Source organism: Arthrobacter sp. cf158, from assembly GCF_900106835.1.
GTDB lineage: Bacteria > Actinomycetota > Actinomycetes > Actinomycetales > Micrococcaceae > Arthrobacter.
In genome coordinates this window covers 438860-452356 of the sequence record NZ_FNNR01000003.1, presented here as the reverse complement: position 1 = coordinate 452356, position 13497 = coordinate 438860, and the positions used below count along the sequence as shown (strand labels likewise).

Genomic DNA, 13497 nt, shown 5'->3' with positions numbered 1-13497 from the left:
CCCCTGTGTCCATGAAGATCCACAAGGCCCTGGCTGCAACTGCCGCCCTGGCAATCCTGCTCACCGGTTGCGGCACCACCGAAGGCCCGGCAAGCTCGGCATCGAATACTGCCGCTGCCGGAGAACCCGTCACGGTGACTGATGCCCGCGGCACCGAAGTCAAACTCGACGCGCCCGCCAAACGCGTGATCGGCACCGAATGGAACGTGGTGGAAAACCTGACCACACTGGGCGTCATGCCGGTGGGCGTCGCGGACGTCAAGGGCTACAACGCCTGGGTTACGGCCGGCAAGCTGGACAGCACCCCAACGGACATCGGAACCCGCAACGAGCCCAGCTTCGACACCATCGCGTCGCTGGATCCTGACCTCATCGTCGCCACCACCGACCTCGCCGAACCCGTCATCAAGCAGCTCGAAGAATTGGCTCCGGTGGTTGTGGTGAAGTCCGCAGACGGCAGCCGCCAGATCGCGCAGGCCGAGGACAACCTCAAGCTGGTCGCCAAGGCAACCGGTACAGAGAAGAAAGCCGACGAAGCCATCGCGGCCTTTGATGCCGCTGTCGCCAAGGGCAAGGCAGATCTCGAGAAAGCCGGCCTGGGTGGATCCCGCGTAGCGTTCGCCGACGGCTGGGTGGCGGATGGCAAGGTTTCCGTCCGTCCGTTCACCAAGGGTTCCCTGCTGGCGGATATCAACACCGAGCTGGGGCTCGTCAACCCTTGGACGGTTGAAGGTGACCCCGCGTATGGCCTGGGTTCCACCGACGTCGAAGGCCTCACCGCAATCAACGCTGACCACTTCGTCTACATCACCAACAGTGCCGATGGCGATTTCACCGAGCAGCTGACTGACAACGCCGTGTGGAAGTCGCTTCCGTTCGTCGCCTCGGGCAAGGTTCACCGCCTCGCCGACGGCATCTGGATGTTCGGTGGACCTGCTTCGATGACGCAGTACGTCGACGCAATCGTCGCGACGCTGACCAAGTAGTCCCACCCGCATGACCGACACTGTGAAGAGGCCCGCCATGACCGTACCCACGGCCGTGGCGGGTGCTCCCGTACCAGCCGCGCCATCCGGACGAGACGGCCGCTTTCGTTCCGGTCCAGCCCTGGTGGCTGGCGTTGGAGTAGTTATTCTGGCCCTGTTTTCCATGATTCACCTGACTCAAGGAACGGCCGACGTCGGCCCTTTCCAGTTGTTGGGGCTTCTCACCGGAGACGGAACAGACCAGGAAACCGCAGTGTTGCTTGCTTCGCGGGTGCCGCGCCTTTTCGCCGGCCTGTTGGTCGGTATCGCGTTGGGGGTGGCCGGCGCAGCTTTGCAGTCGGCCACCCGCAACGTCCTTGCTTCCCCTGATACGCTCGCTGTCAACGCCGGCGCACACTTCGCGATTGTTGCTGTGGCCGCGTTCGGCCTGACTCTTCCGGCCCTCTTGTCCGGTGGCATCGCTTTCATCGGCGGCCTCGCCGCGGCAGTGCTGGTACTTGCCTTGTCCGGCGGTGGTGCGAACGGAAATGGCGGCCCGATCCGTTTGGTGCTGGCCGGTACGGCACTTGCCCTGGGCTTGCATTCGGCCACCAGCGCATTCCTTCTTTTGTTCAGCCAGGAGACCACTGGCCTTTACGCCTGGGGCCAAGGCAGCCTTGCGCAGTCACGCACCGATGAGCTGATCCAGTTCACGCCAGTGGTCCTTCTGGCCATAACCGGCCTGTTCCTCCTCGCCCGACGGATGGATCTTTTGGGTCTGGGCGATGATGCCTCAAGGCTGGCCGGTGCGGATCCACGCCTGGCCCGGGTCGGCGCCGTTGTGCTTGCAGTAGTTCTGTCCGCTGCTGCTGTGACCATCGCCGGTCCGATCGGTTTTGTGGGCCTGTGCGCGCCTGCCATCGTGCGGTTGCTGGCCTCGCGTCTTGGAGGACTGGGACGACACAGGGCGCTGCTGCCCATCTCCGGCTTGGCCGGTGCGGTGGTTGTCATCGGAGCGGACGTCCTGGTTCGTGGACTCTTCGGCGCTCAGGCAGGTGTTGAAGTGCCCACCGGCGCCGTTACAACAGTCTTCGGTGCCGTATTCCTTGCCATCCTGGCCATGCGGATGTCCGACGCCGGGTTGAGTGTTGCCGGTGACGCCTTGGCAAAGCTTCGATCCCGCAGGTTCTTCCTTGGCGTGTTGATCGGGCTCTTGGTTTTGCTCACCGGTTTGCTGGTGGCCGGCGCACTGCTGGGCGACGCGAAGCTACTCCTGGGGGACCTGGTCAATTGGCTCACCGGTCAGTCAGGAAACCGCGTCAGCGCTGTACTGGGAACCCGGATGCCGCGTGTCCTTGCCGCTGTACTCGCCGGAGCTGCGCTGGCTCTGGCCGGCGCCTTGATTCAAGCGGTGTCCCGCAATTCCCTGGCCGAGCCCGGAATTCTTGGCGTCTCCGGCGGTGGCGGCCTCGCAGCAATCATCGTCATCACCACTGTCCCCACTGCAGGTGCCTGGGTGATTACCGGCTCCGCGCTCGGGGGAGCGGCACTGTCCGCGATGCTGGTCTTCGGGCTGGCTTTCCGGGGCGGGCTTCAACAAAACAAGCTGGTCTTGATCGGCATTGGCATTTCCGCAGGGCTGGCAGCCGCCATCACTGTTCTCCTGGTGACCACTGACCCGTTCAACCAGACGAAGGCACTGACATGGCTGTCTGGTTCTACCTACGGCCGTAACTTTGCCTCAGTTCTGCCCCCGCTGCTGGCCCTGGTGCTTGCCCTGCCCGTTCTCGCGGGCATGCGCCGTGATCTGGACCTGATAGCGGTTGATGACGACTCTCCCCGCGTGCTGGGAATCGGTTTGTCCGGGTCCCGGTTGCTCCTCCTTTCCGTGGCGGTTCTTTTGACTGCCGGCGCCGTCTCTTCGGTAGGCGTTATTGCCTTCGTTGGGCTTGTGGCACCCCATGCGGCCCGGACACTGGTGGGCGCCCGGCACGCACGGGTCCTCCCGGTTGCAGCGCTTATTGGCGCCTGCACGGTGTTGTTCGCGGACGTGATCGGCAGAACGGTCATCGCCCCGGCGCAGATCCCCGCGGGCATCATGACGGCGCTGGTGGGTGCACCGTACTTCGTCTACCTGCTGTGGCGTTCCAGGGCGGACAGGACCGTCTGACCACTCTTAATGGACCGGATGCAGCCGGTTCATCAGTTGCGCTTAGGATCAACTCATGGCCGGTTCCCTGGATGTCCTTGGCCCCATCCTGGAAATGATGACGTGGGTGGGGTTCGTCCCCGGCGTGCCCCTCTTGATCATCGCGTGGGTTATCGCCAGACGCCGGTGCCAATGGGTCACCGCCCAAGGGGAGCAGTTTGCCGCCGGGGGCTTCCTGGGCCTGCAATGGGTGGACCAAGCCAACGAGGAACAAAAGGTCCTGTTGGACGTTGCGGCCAAGGACGGCAGTATCGCTTCGTCTGCTGTGCTGGTCCATTATGACGTTTGCCACCCCTCGCGATGTTCCCTCCAGCCGCCACGCCACGACCACACCATTCTGATTCTGGGCTGGATACTCACTGGCGTCGGGATCGTGAGTACCCTGGGCGGCTTCGTCCTTCTCCTCCTCTAGCGTGGACCTCTTGAACGCCCGATCCCTCCGGGGCTAGCATTTCCGCGCACGGTCAACGCGCATTGCTCAATTGAGGAGACTGCTATGAGTGAGACGACCGCAACCCTGATGGTGGACCTGATCATTTCCCTTGACGGCTACGCCTCAGCCGAAGGTTGGCCCGGCTGGTGGGGACTGGAGGGGCCGGAGTACCTGGCCTGGCTCGAGGAAGAAGGAAAGCAGGATTTCACCACCCTCATGGGCGCCAATACCTATCGGGTGATGGCCGGCATGTCCCAGGAAGCCTCGGAAGACAGCTCCGGGTTTTCGGAGGAAGAGGGTGCGAGTTTGACGGGCTTGGCGGCCATGCCCAAGATCATTTTCTCCTCCACACTCACCGAACCCCTGGTGTGGCCCAACTCCGAGCTGATTTCAGGGGACGCCGTGGAGGCCGTAAGGGAATTGAAGCGGAGCCGGGCGGGCACGTTCAGTACACTCGGCAGCCTGAGCCTTTGCCGTTCGCTGCTCAAGGCAGGCCTCGTGGACAGGTACCGTCTGGTTGTCTTTCCCGTGATCACGGGGAAGACGGGCCGCGAACGGATCTACGACGGGTACCCGGATGTAGCCCTGGACATGATCCAGAGCCGGACGTTTGACGGGCGTCTCCAGTTGCTGGAGTACGTTCCCCGCGTTATCGATTCACCCCTGAGCCGGGATTAGCGGGGCAGTTCAGCCTGCGCGTTCTCACGGGCAAGGAGGTGTTCCAGGCAGTTGGTGTAGTGGGCCATGGTCTCTTCAAAGGTCATGAGGCGGATACCGTGGACCCCGGCAGCCTCAACTGAGCCGCCGTGTGTTGAGCCTGGAAAGCAGAGAAGCGGTTCCGCCGTGGTTCCGTTTCCGGTGAGCGTTGCGATTCCCCAGGGATGGCCGGGTTCGGTGACGTCAATTTCCGCAGACTCGAACATGTCACGGAGGACGTACCTTGTGACGGTCCTCCAGGACTGGAGGAACGGTGGACGCAGCTGTTCCACCAGTTCGTCGTCGTTGGTGATGTAGGCGGCGCCGAGTTCCGTGGACAGCGCGTCCCACTCTCCGGCGTCGCGGACCATCAGGTGTCCGGCGCGGAGGCGGGCTATCGTCTCGTTCAACGTCATGGTCAGTCCCCAAACTTCCTGTCGTTTCAGGTGCCCGCAGGAGGCGGGTCTTCTGCTGAAAGAAACGGGCGGGGAGCCGCCATGATTCCCAATGAGCCGCAGGTTTCCCCGTCCATGCAACGCCTTGCATCCTCGGTGCGCGACGGGGACGGTTGGAAGGAAAACTAGTAAATAAGGAGACTTACTAATAGGCTGACGAGCGGGGATCGACCCCGCTGCGGACGAAAGGGGCCCGGAATGGCTGAAGAGCAGGGCATCAAGAAAGTCACGGATATCATCAATAATTCCAGGATTGGCATGCTGACCACCATTAATGCGGAAGGCGCACTTGTCAGCCGGCCCCTCGCTGTCCAGGAAGTCCAGGAGGACGGCGATCTGTGGTTCTTCACCGGGCTCGGCACATCCCAGGTGGCGCAGCTGCGTGCCGATTCCAGGGTCAATGTATCCTTCGGCAAAAGCACGGAATGGGTTTCCGTTGCCGGAACTGCCCACGTGGTGACAGACCGTGCCAAGATCCGCGGGATGTGGAATCAGGTAGTAGAGGCCTGGTACCCGGACGGCCCTGAATCACCCGAGGTTTGCCTGATCCGGGTCGACTCCGAGTCTGCGGAGTATTGGACCAGCCCGGGAGGCACCATGGCAACAGTGATTCAGTGGGTCAAGTCCAAGGTCACCGACTCCCGGATGAGCGTCGGTGAAAGTGGCACGGTGGAACTGTGAATTGCATTTAGCGTCGAGCGCCGATGGTTGACGTAGCCCGTTTCCGGGAACTCCTGGAGGCGGAGCGCGAGCGGAAACTCGCCCTGCTTGCGGCTTTGAGGAGCGACATCAGCTCGGTGGCTGCCGCCCGGGTGGACTCCAATGTGGATGATGAGCATGATCCGGAAGGCAGCACCATCGCCTTTGAGTTGTCGCAGGCCTCGGCGCTTCTGTCCCAAAGCAAAGCAGGCCTGGGGCAGATTGAGGAGGCGCTGGGCCGCATTGCAGACGGAAGGTACGGTTACTGTGCCGTCTGTGGCCGTGCCATCCCGGAAGGGCGGCTTGAAGCCCGGCCATGGACGCCCTTCTGCGTGGCCCACGCGGCCGGCAGGGCTTGATTCAGCTGGCCATTCCTGGAGACACGGGAACGAACTCTATGCCCTGCTGGACCTTCTTCTGCGGGCCACGGGAGAATCCTTTCGCGTCCAGGTTGTTGCCCGCGCGGTAGGCCGCAAGCGCTTCGTCGTAGATTTCGTTGAGTCGGCGCCCTGTGAAGACTTCCTGGGTACCGTCGGCAAAGTTGACGGCCACTGCGGCGGTTGCCGGGAAATGCCTGTTCATGCGGATAAATCCTTGGGGGTCCTGCTGCAGGGGGATCATGGCGAGTCCGCGCTTTCTTTGGGGGTGTGTTCAGTCTGGCCCATGTGACTACTTTCGGTGTCATTTAGTTGCAGGCTCAAGCAATGCGATGTAGCGTAACTTGAAGCTTCAACCAATGCCTTTTTCGTCGAATGTCGAGGACCCCCTGATGACCGCCTGCCTTGAGATCCCACAGCAGCCCGGCTCCGCGCCCAAGGCTATCGTCCGGAGCAATGTGTCAACACCGCAGCGATGTGCGGAGGGGTTCACCGCAACGGCGGAGGCCATGACCTTACATGGCCTCACGTATGGCAGGGAACATGATGGAGGCCGAACCGGACACACCGTGGAGTTTCCTGCAGAGACTCACAGTGCTGGTCCAGGCCACGATCACGTGATCAACCTCGTGGATACGTTGATCCCGCGCCTACGCCAACGCGCTGAGGAGACGGAGCATCTTCGCCGTTTGCCGGAGTCCACGGTGGAAGAGTTGACGTCGGCAGGGGTCTTTCGCGTCCTGGCCCCTCAAGCACACGGTGGCTACGGCATGGGCGTGGAGACGTACGTTGAGGTGATTCGGCGCTTGGCCCGTGGATGCGCATCCACTGCATGGACAACCGGACACCTGATGGAGCACGTCTGGATGCTGGCGCGCTGGCCACGTCGGGTGCAAAATGAAGTCTTCGGCCAGGGTGCTGTGCCCCTGGCGGCTGCCACCGGAGCTCCCGTCGGCGAGGCAACGAGAGTTCCGGGCGGCTTCTCCATCTCGGGACATTGGAGCTTTGCGTCCGGGGTGATGCATTCGGAATGGGCGCTGCTGGCAGTTCAATGCGACGGTGTGCGCCTGCAGGCCCTGGTGCCGGTCGGCGCGCTGGAGTTGCTGGACGCCTGGCATACGGCCGGGCTGCGGGGGACCGGCAGTAACGACCTCCGGGCCGACGGACTGTTTGTCCCGGAGCATCGGGTGGTGGACTGGCAGTTGTTAAGCGCGGCCAGCAACCCTGGCAGCCTGATCCATCCGGACCCCTTACTGCGCACGCCCATGGCGGCATTGCTGAACATGGTGGCACCCTCCACGGCGTTGGGGAGCGCTGAGTATGCGATCGAGCTCTTCCGGGATCAGCTCATGGTCCTGAAGGTGAAAAACACTACCGAATCGCGTCAGGCAGATTCCGTGCTTGCCCAAGCTCGTTTCTCCCAAGCATTCGGCGTGGTCACCACGGCACGCCTGCACTGGCAGGAAGCCGTTCAGATCCTTGTGTCTGCACAGGATCGGCCCGGTGGGGAGCCTACCGACCACGAACGAGCCAGTTACCGCTTGTCCTTGGCCCTCAGCGGTCAAGCATCGGAGGAAGCGGTCCGCCTCATCGCTTCGGCATCGGGTGGCAGTGCCCACAGGTTGTCCCACCCCCTGCAGCGCATCCAGCGGGATGTGAACGTTCTGCTGAATCATCCAACGCTGAGCATCGATCCGATTATTGAGCAGTCAGGCAGGGGCCTGTTGGGGCTCGGGTTCACGGTTCCCTCCTTCTAGGGCCTGCTCATTTACAAAAGTCGAAGGCAGGGCCAAAATAGCCGGCATGTCCATCCTCACAGCGCCCTCCGAAGGCGAAGCTACCGGCCTGACCGCTGAAATCTACGCCGCAGACGTCAAATCCATGGGGTACGTTCCCAGCCACACCAAGGCAATGAGCCTGAATCCAGAGGCGCATGTGGTGTGGGAAGCCCTGACACAGGCCATCAGTTCATCGCTGGGCCTGCGCCGCTACGAGTTGGTGACCCTCGCGGCTGCCCAAGCAATCGGGTCATCCCACTGCAGACTGGCCCATGGGAAGAAGACACTCACCATCATCGATGAGGAACAACTCATCGCGATTGCCCGCGACTTTCATCACGCCGGTCTCCCGCCGGAGGAAGTGGCCATGATGGACTACGCGGTGAAGCTGAGTACCGATGCGGCCTCCATGAACGACGACGACTCCCGGCAGTTGCGTGAAGCTGGGTTCAGTGACCGGGAGATAGCGGACATCACCCTGGCTGCCGCTGCCAGGAACTACTTCAGCAGGGCGCTGCTGGCGTTGGCGGTTGAGCTCGACGTTCCGCCGGGGGTGAGTCCGGAACTCCAGGACGCCCTCTTGTCAGCCCCACCCCAGGCGGGTGGGTGAGCCGTCGTCGGGCAGTCACGCGGCTAGGCGGGCGACGGTGACGTGCTGGACCGGTCCGCAGTGGGGTGCTGCTTCCGGCTGGCCAGCAGGAATGGCACGGCGATGAGTTCGATCACACCTGCCAAGGCCAGCGACGTTGGATACCCGTAGAGGTCTGCGCTCCGGCCCAGGAGCGGCTGGACCACCACACCACCGCTGGAGCCCATGAGGGAATCGAAGCTGAGGACCGTTGCCCGCTGCTTGGACGGAATCATGTCGTTGACGTAGGCCTGCCGGATGGGAGTAGCCGCTGAGCCCACCACAGCCCAGAGGGCCAGCAACACCAGGGCCACCCAAAAGATCCGGGTAAAGCCGAGAACCAGGAGAATCAAGGCTCCCACCACGCCACTTAGAATCAGCACTGACGTACGTTTGTGGAACAGCTCCCGTGCATGGGGTGCCAGCCAGCCGCCCAGGACCTGTGAACCTGCCACAATCGCCGCAGCCAAGCCTGCCACGGAGTAGGCCTTGGGGTCGCCGAAGAGATCCAGCAGGTACGGCTGCAGGGCATAAAAGACATAGATCCCGACGCCGGCACTGAAGGGGGCGGCGAGCATGACGTACCGGACGGGCGGGTTTTTCAAACCGTTGTCGATTGACGCCGTGAGGACGGCCCGGGTGGCCCTCAGGGGGTGCGTTGAACGCTCCGGTGAGAAGCCGACGTCGTGCATTAATCCAAAGGCGACCGCAAACATGGCCACCAGCACCGCGACTCGCAGGAGGAACGGCACGCCCAGGTTGGTGGCTTGGGCAATGACGCCACCGGCAACGGACCCCAACAGCATCGCGACGCCCTGCACCATCTGCCCCCGCCCGAGAACAACCTCCAGGCCGCCCTCATATCCGGAGTAGCGCAAAGCATCCACCAGCCATGCCTCCACTGCACCGGAGAAGAAGGTGAAGCCGAGGCCAAGCAGTACTGAGACCACAGCCCACATCCAGAAGGGCGCGGAGATCTGCCACAGCACGAAATACAGGTAGGTTGACGCCGCCAACGTCACGGTGCCGAGCAGGAACGACACCCGCCGGCCCCAGCCATCGGCGATCACGCCGGTGGGTACCTCGAAAAGAACCATGCCGGCCGTAAAGAAGGCGTTGGCCGCGAAGGCCTCGAGGTTGCTCAGCCCTGCGTCCAGCAGGAAGAGCGTATTGATGCCCCAGATGAAGGATGCCGCAATGGTATTGCCCAGCGTCAGGGTGAGGTAGACGCGTTGTATTTTTCGGGCGGCGTCGTTGAGGGTGTCGCCGCCCCCGCCGCTGCGAGGATGGACCACAGTTCATTGTCGTCCTGTTTGGCTGGGTATTCCATGGGTAGCGGCTTCCGGGAGTGACGGCCCAGCCGTGCGGTTGCTATGACGCCTGCGGGGTGCACTCCTTTGGTTCCCCGGCACTGACAAACCACGATGGCAGATCCGCAATATACGCGTCACGGACCGTGGGGTCCTGCGCAACCGTCCAGTCGACGTTGTCCTTGACCTCAACCTCCAGCTTGTCCCACTCGAACCAATTGATCATTTTCAGTTCAGGGTAGTCACGGGGGATTGCGGGGTCGAACAACTGCTGCCACCATGCCTGCTTGATGGCCAAGGGGCTGGCGCCTTCGCGCGACGGGATACTGAGTGCGGCTGTCTCCGGGATGGCCACCGGTTTGTTCCTGGCTTCGCCGTAGTCCTTGTAGAAGTCCGGCACCGTGAGGTCGTTGCCGCCGGCCCCGTTGTAGGTACCGGTGAGCTGCTGCAGGAACTTCCCCTCTTCGGGCAGCACATTCGCACCCCAGGGGTAGCTACTGCCCCAGTGGTAGAGGGACATGCCCACCCAGTCCACTGCGTCGTCGCCCGGATAGTACGGCTGGTAGGGGTCATCGGCCGCGCTCACTGAACCATCGCCGTCGGTATCCAGCGCTGCGGCGTCCACCGACCCTGCGGCAGCCTGGTGCTGGCCACCGCTGAAGGGATAGCCGCCGCCGTAGTTTGGCGCCCACATCATGTCGCTGCCCGGTGCCTGCTGATGGACGGCGTCGGCAACTCTCCTGTAAGCGGCAATGTACTCGGCTGGCTTTTGGCCCCACTCATACCAAGAGCCGTTCATCTCGTGAGCGAACCTCACTATGACGGGGACGCCCGCCTTGTTGTAGCCCGCCAGCTGCCCGGCCAGAGCCTCAGCCCGCTCCTTGGTTACATCGGCGAGTCCATTGTGGGGCTCCAGAGTCAGAAGCAGGGTACCGCCATTTCCCTTGACCTGTTCAAAAGCGGCATCGACGTTGATTTTGTCCTTATCCGACATCGGAAATGGCGAAAAACTGACGACGACGGCGGGTCGCCGACCCAGGCTCGACGCATACTCTGCGAGCGTCTCGCGTTCCCAATCGAGGTTTACCCCCGCGAGAATGCCGCTTTCCGGCGCCAGATCGGTGACGAGCCGGCACTCCGGAGCGGCTGCCGGTTGCGGTGCACCGCAACCGGCCACAGCCAAGCCAACAGAAACGATGACTGCGCCCCCAGCGCTTCGCCTGAACATTCCACCAATCTAGCAACCCCGGATGCCGAACAGGAGCAAAAAGGCCCGGATCCCCACAGGCAGCGGGCATCCGGGCCAGTCGGCCTTCCTGCAACAAGCCGCCAGGAAACCTGGCGGGGATCCAGCTAGTGCCAGAGGCCCAGAGCGAACTCCGCGATGACGGTGGAGAGCAGGAAGGACGCAGTGATTGCCACGAGTCCCACGGGAATGATTTTCCACCCGATGTTCCGCAGCAGCGGGATGTCCTTGCCCAGCGAGAGCCCGGCCAGGGTCAGCATCACAGTGGCAATGGAAAGGAAGTCCACCGTCTTGACGGCCTCATTCAGTACCCCGGATCCGAAGAACCACGGGCTCGAAACATACGCACCGATGGTGGTGATGAAAACAATGGCGGAGATCTTCCGGGTGATCTTGGCGAGCAACAGACTGACCAGAACCAGCACCAACATGATGCCGTACCCGGCAAGGATGGACAGGCTCAAGCCCTTTGCAGCCACCGCCGCCGTGCCAACACCCAGCACCGTCAGAACGGACAAGGAAAGCCAGAGCGGCAGCTTCATAGCCGCAGAGGACTTTGCCACCTCTTCACGGAAGCGGCGGTTCTCTTCGGCCTGGACCTCTTCCTGCTCCAGTTCAACGGCTGTGCGGGCCTGGGGAGCCGTACCGGCAGCGACGTTCTGCGAGTCCTTGTTGCGGGTGAGCACCTTGTAGAACTTGTCAGCCACAGGCAGTGCGATGTAAATGCCCACGTAGACGCCCAGGATGGTGGTGATCAGGTTGGAGACGGCAGCCATGCCCAGAATGGCTTCCTGATCTCCCGGGTAGGCAGCAATGATGCTCGCCGCTGAGGCAGCCATCATGGAGCCCGAGCCAACGCCGGCTCCCATCGCGAGGGCCAGTGGATCGAAGATCTTCCAGTTGGCAACCAGGGAAGTCAGCAACGTAATGAAGATGGCGCCAAACAGGGTGCCAAAAACGTACATGGCCAGAACGCCCCGGTACTGGTCGGAATCCGGACCGTACTTCTCGGAGACCATGGCGAACGACGGTTCGCGGTCAAGGGAGAACGTTGCGCCCACCGTCGCCTTGCCCATGCGCAGGAGCACAGCGAGCGGTAGCGCCAGCACAATGGTTCCCAGCAGGTGGCCCACTTCCTGCAGGAGAAGAGCCGGGCCGGCTTTGATGAGGCTCGGCAGGCTCGGCCCAATGTTGAAGGCGAGCCTGGCCACCAGGAGCAGAACGGCGACGCCAACAAGGGCAGCCGCCACCCGCTGCAGATCCAGGCCAAGCGGCTTGAATTTCTGGATTGAGACCAACAAGCCCAGAATTAGCCCCCACACCATGGGGAAGATGATGATCGCACCAATGCCAAGATCAATCTTGGCCTGGCCGATGAACTGGACCGCAAGGGCAATGGCAAACGCCAGCGCGGCAATGGGAAGTGTCAGCCGTGTGCCGGCCTTATCCGTCCGCGCGGTTTCGGTGCTGGTGCTCATGATGATGCTTCCTGAATCAGGGCTTCGCGGCGGTAAGCCGCCTTGACGAAGCGTTCTCTCTGTTGGGGATTTATTGCAGCACCCGCCACTGTCCAGGCCAGCGCAGTGGCTGCCTCGAACATCACGGCGTATGCCTCAGGGGTGTTCGCAAGGGCCGCAAAGCCATGCGAGTGGATGGGTACGTTTGCACCCGGGATGCTGAGCCACGGATGCAGCGACGGGATCACCTGGGAGATGTTCCCCATATCCGTGGAACCGCCACCCATGCCCGCTGCCGGAGACGTGTCTTTGCCGAACGCATCCATGGCTTCAGTCCAGTGGGCGGCAAGTTCTCCGTCCTGGACCAACGGCTCATAGAGCGGCTCCGCAGCGGTGATGTCCAGTGTGGTTCCGGTGGCCAGGGCAGCTCCTTCAAAACACCGCCTCACCCGCTCAAGCAAGGCCTCGTATTCCGGGAGCGTGAACGCGCGGCACTCAAACGGAACCACCGCGTGATCCGGAATGATATTGGTGACGTGGCCAGCCTCCGCCACGTAGCAGGCCACCCGGTGATCTCCGGGAATTTGCTGACGGAGCAAACCAATGGCCACTTGGCTGAGCACGGCAGCGTCCCCGGCATTGACACCCAAATGCGGGGCAGCGGCAGCATGGGCGGCCTTACCGGTAAACACCGCCTCATAGCGGCCCACAGCTTGCGCCGTGGTCCCCGCCGGGTTGTAGGTCACGCCGTCCTGGACGGGATGGACCATCAAAGCCAGCCCGACGCCGTCAAAGGCGCCCCGCTCAAGCATCAGCACCTTGCCCCCGCCATGCTCCTCCGCCGGGGTGCCGATCGCCTTCAACGTAATACCGAGCTCGTCCACATGGGGAAGGAGCGCCAAGGCCGCCGCCACGGAAGCGCCCGCGATGAGGTTGTGTCCGCAGGCATGGCCCACCGAGGGCAGGGCATCATATTCCACGCACAAGGCAACAACCAGATCACCTGTTCCGGCGCTCGCCGTAAACGCAGTGGGCAAATCTGCTGTTCCCTGCGTGACATGGAATCCACCTTCTGACAACAGCGAGGTAATGGCCTCAGCCGCACGTACTTCCTCGAAGGAGATTTCCGGGTTTGCATGCAGATCCTCCGACAACGCCTGCACGCGAGGTTTCCACGTGGCGACTCCACCGGCCAGCGCTTGGCGAAGACCTTCACCCGAGGAGGTTGATGTGACGATTTCCAT

General features: G+C 62.6%; 14 protein-coding genes. 8 read left to right on the top strand and 6 right to left on the bottom strand.

Annotation, left to right across the window (positions count from 1 at the left end; all coding sequences use genetic code 11):
* Positions 1-5 precede the first annotated feature (5 nt).
* The 4 genes from BLW08_RS08075 to BLW08_RS08060 all read left to right on the top strand — a co-directional run bounded on the left by BLW08_RS08075 (position 6) and on the right by BLW08_RS08060 (position 4285).
* Entirely contained in the window at positions 6-986 is a 981-nt protein-coding gene (locus BLW08_RS08075) for an ABC transporter substrate-binding protein (protein ID WP_091324296.1), read from the top strand.
* A 10-nt stretch (positions 987-996) separates the two neighbouring features.
* Positions 997-3135, top strand: a complete 2139-nt coding sequence (locus tag BLW08_RS08070) for an iron ABC transporter permease (RefSeq protein ID WP_091324294.1) — start codon at positions 997-999, stop codon at positions 3133-3135.
* A gap of 55 nt (positions 3136-3190) precedes the next feature.
* Entirely contained in the window at positions 3191-3586 is a 396-nt protein-coding gene (locus BLW08_RS08065; protein ID WP_090821184.1) for a hypothetical protein, read from the top strand.
* Positions 3587-3670: 84 nt separating this feature from the next.
* Positions 3671-4285: a dihydrofolate reductase family protein gene (locus tag BLW08_RS08060; RefSeq protein ID WP_091324293.1), complete on the top strand. Its 615-nt coding sequence runs from the start codon at positions 3671-3673 to the stop codon at positions 4283-4285.
* Here BLW08_RS08060 and BLW08_RS08055 read toward each other — a convergent pair.
* Entirely contained in the window at positions 4282-4719 is a 438-nt protein-coding gene (locus BLW08_RS08055; RefSeq protein WP_175538616.1) for a hypothetical protein, read from the bottom strand. The two genes, BLW08_RS08060 and BLW08_RS08055, sit on opposite strands and share 4 nt — an antisense overlap.
* A gap of 237 nt (positions 4720-4956) precedes the next feature.
* Here BLW08_RS08055 and BLW08_RS08050 point away from each other — a divergent pair, with 237 nt between their 5' ends.
* Positions 4957-5439 (top strand): pyridoxamine 5'-phosphate oxidase family protein, encoded by a 483-nt coding sequence (locus BLW08_RS08050; protein ID WP_091324291.1) that lies wholly within the window; start codon positions 4957-4959, stop codon positions 5437-5439.
* Positions 5440-5462: 23 nt separating this feature from the next.
* Positions 5463-5816, top strand: coding sequence for a TraR/DksA family transcriptional regulator (locus tag BLW08_RS08045; protein WP_091324289.1), 354 nt, complete (start codon positions 5463-5465; stop codon positions 5814-5816).
* Position 5817: 1 nt separating this feature from the next.
* On the opposite strand, the gene BLW08_RS08040 is transcribed toward BLW08_RS08045, so the two are convergent.
* Complete coding sequence (locus BLW08_RS08040; RefSeq protein WP_091324288.1) at positions 5818-6078, bottom strand: hypothetical protein; 261 nt, start codon at positions 6076-6078, stop codon at positions 5818-5820.
* Between the two features lie 115 nt (positions 6079-6193).
* On the opposite strand from BLW08_RS08040, the gene BLW08_RS08035 reads away from it, so the two are divergent.
* Together BLW08_RS08035 and BLW08_RS08030 are read left to right on the top strand one after the other, a co-directional pair.
* Positions 6194-7591 (top strand): acyl-CoA dehydrogenase family protein, encoded by a 1398-nt coding sequence (locus tag BLW08_RS08035; RefSeq protein WP_091324286.1) that lies wholly within the window; start codon positions 6194-6196, stop codon positions 7589-7591.
* Positions 7592-7637: 46 nt separating this feature from the next.
* The gene (locus tag BLW08_RS08030) at positions 7638-8222 is read left to right on the top strand and encodes a carboxymuconolactone decarboxylase family protein (RefSeq protein ID WP_175538615.1); all 585 of its coding nucleotides are present in this window, start codon (positions 7638-7640) and stop codon (positions 8220-8222) included.
* A gap of 23 nt (positions 8223-8245) precedes the next feature.
* Here BLW08_RS08030 and BLW08_RS08025 read toward each other — a convergent pair whose 3' ends face one another.
* The 4 genes from BLW08_RS08025 to BLW08_RS08010 form a co-directional block, all read right to left on the bottom strand.
* Entirely contained in the window at positions 8246-9535 is a 1290-nt protein-coding gene (locus BLW08_RS08025) for an MFS transporter (RefSeq protein WP_091324284.1), read from the bottom strand.
* Positions 9536-9611: 76 nt separating this feature from the next.
* Complete coding sequence (locus BLW08_RS08020; protein ID WP_091324283.1) at positions 9612-10778, bottom strand: glycoside hydrolase family 26 protein; 1167 nt, start codon at positions 10776-10778, stop codon at positions 9612-9614.
* 125 nt (positions 10779-10903) lie between these two features.
* Entirely contained in the window at positions 10904-12274 is a 1371-nt protein-coding gene (locus BLW08_RS08015) for a DUF3100 domain-containing protein (protein WP_091324281.1), read from the bottom strand.
* Positions 12271-13497 carry an amidohydrolase gene (locus BLW08_RS08010; protein ID WP_091324279.1) on the bottom strand — a complete coding sequence of 409 codons (1227 nt, stop codon included), beginning with the start codon at positions 13495-13497 and terminating at the stop codon, positions 12271-12273. Before BLW08_RS08010 ends, BLW08_RS08015 begins: the two co-directional genes overlap by 4 nt.

Excerpts from the sequence above, each read along its gene's own strand:
- BLW08_RS08070 (WP_091324294.1), top strand. The coding sequence starts at position 997 with ATGACCGACACTGTGAAGAGGCCCGCCATGACCGTACCCACGGCCGTG.
- BLW08_RS08065 (WP_090821184.1), top strand. The coding sequence starts at position 3,191 with ATGGCCGGTTCCCTGGATGTCCTTGGCCCCATCCTGGAAATGATGACG.
- BLW08_RS08060 (WP_091324293.1), top strand. The coding sequence starts at position 3,671 with ATGAGTGAGACGACCGCAACCCTGATGGTGGACCTGATCATTTCCCTT.
- BLW08_RS08055 (WP_175538616.1), bottom strand. The coding sequence starts at position 4,719 with ATGACGTTGAACGAGACGATAGCCCGCCTCCGCGCCGGACACCTGATG.
- BLW08_RS08050 (WP_091324291.1), top strand. The coding sequence starts at position 4,957 with ATGGCTGAAGAGCAGGGCATCAAGAAAGTCACGGATATCATCAATAAT.
- BLW08_RS08045 (WP_091324289.1), top strand. The coding sequence starts at position 5,463 with ATGGTTGACGTAGCCCGTTTCCGGGAACTCCTGGAGGCGGAGCGCGAG.
- BLW08_RS08040 (WP_091324288.1), bottom strand. The coding sequence starts at position 6,078 with ATGATCCCCCTGCAGCAGGACCCCCAAGGATTTATCCGCATGAACAGG.
- BLW08_RS08035 (WP_091324286.1), top strand. The coding sequence starts at position 6,194 with ATGCCTTTTTCGTCGAATGTCGAGGACCCCCTGATGACCGCCTGCCTT.
- BLW08_RS08030 (WP_175538615.1), top strand. The coding sequence starts at position 7,638 with ATGTCCATCCTCACAGCGCCCTCCGAAGGCGAAGCTACCGGCCTGACC.
- BLW08_RS08020 (WP_091324283.1), bottom strand. The coding sequence starts at position 10,778 with ATGTTCAGGCGAAGCGCTGGGGGCGCAGTCATCGTTTCTGTTGGCTTG.
- BLW08_RS08015 (WP_091324281.1), bottom strand. The coding sequence starts at position 12,274 with ATGAGCACCAGCACCGAAACCGCGCGGACGGATAAGGCCGGCACACGG.
- BLW08_RS08010 (WP_091324279.1), bottom strand. The coding sequence starts at position 13,497 with ATGGAAATCGTCACATCAACCTCCTCGGGTGAAGGTCTTCGCCAAGCG.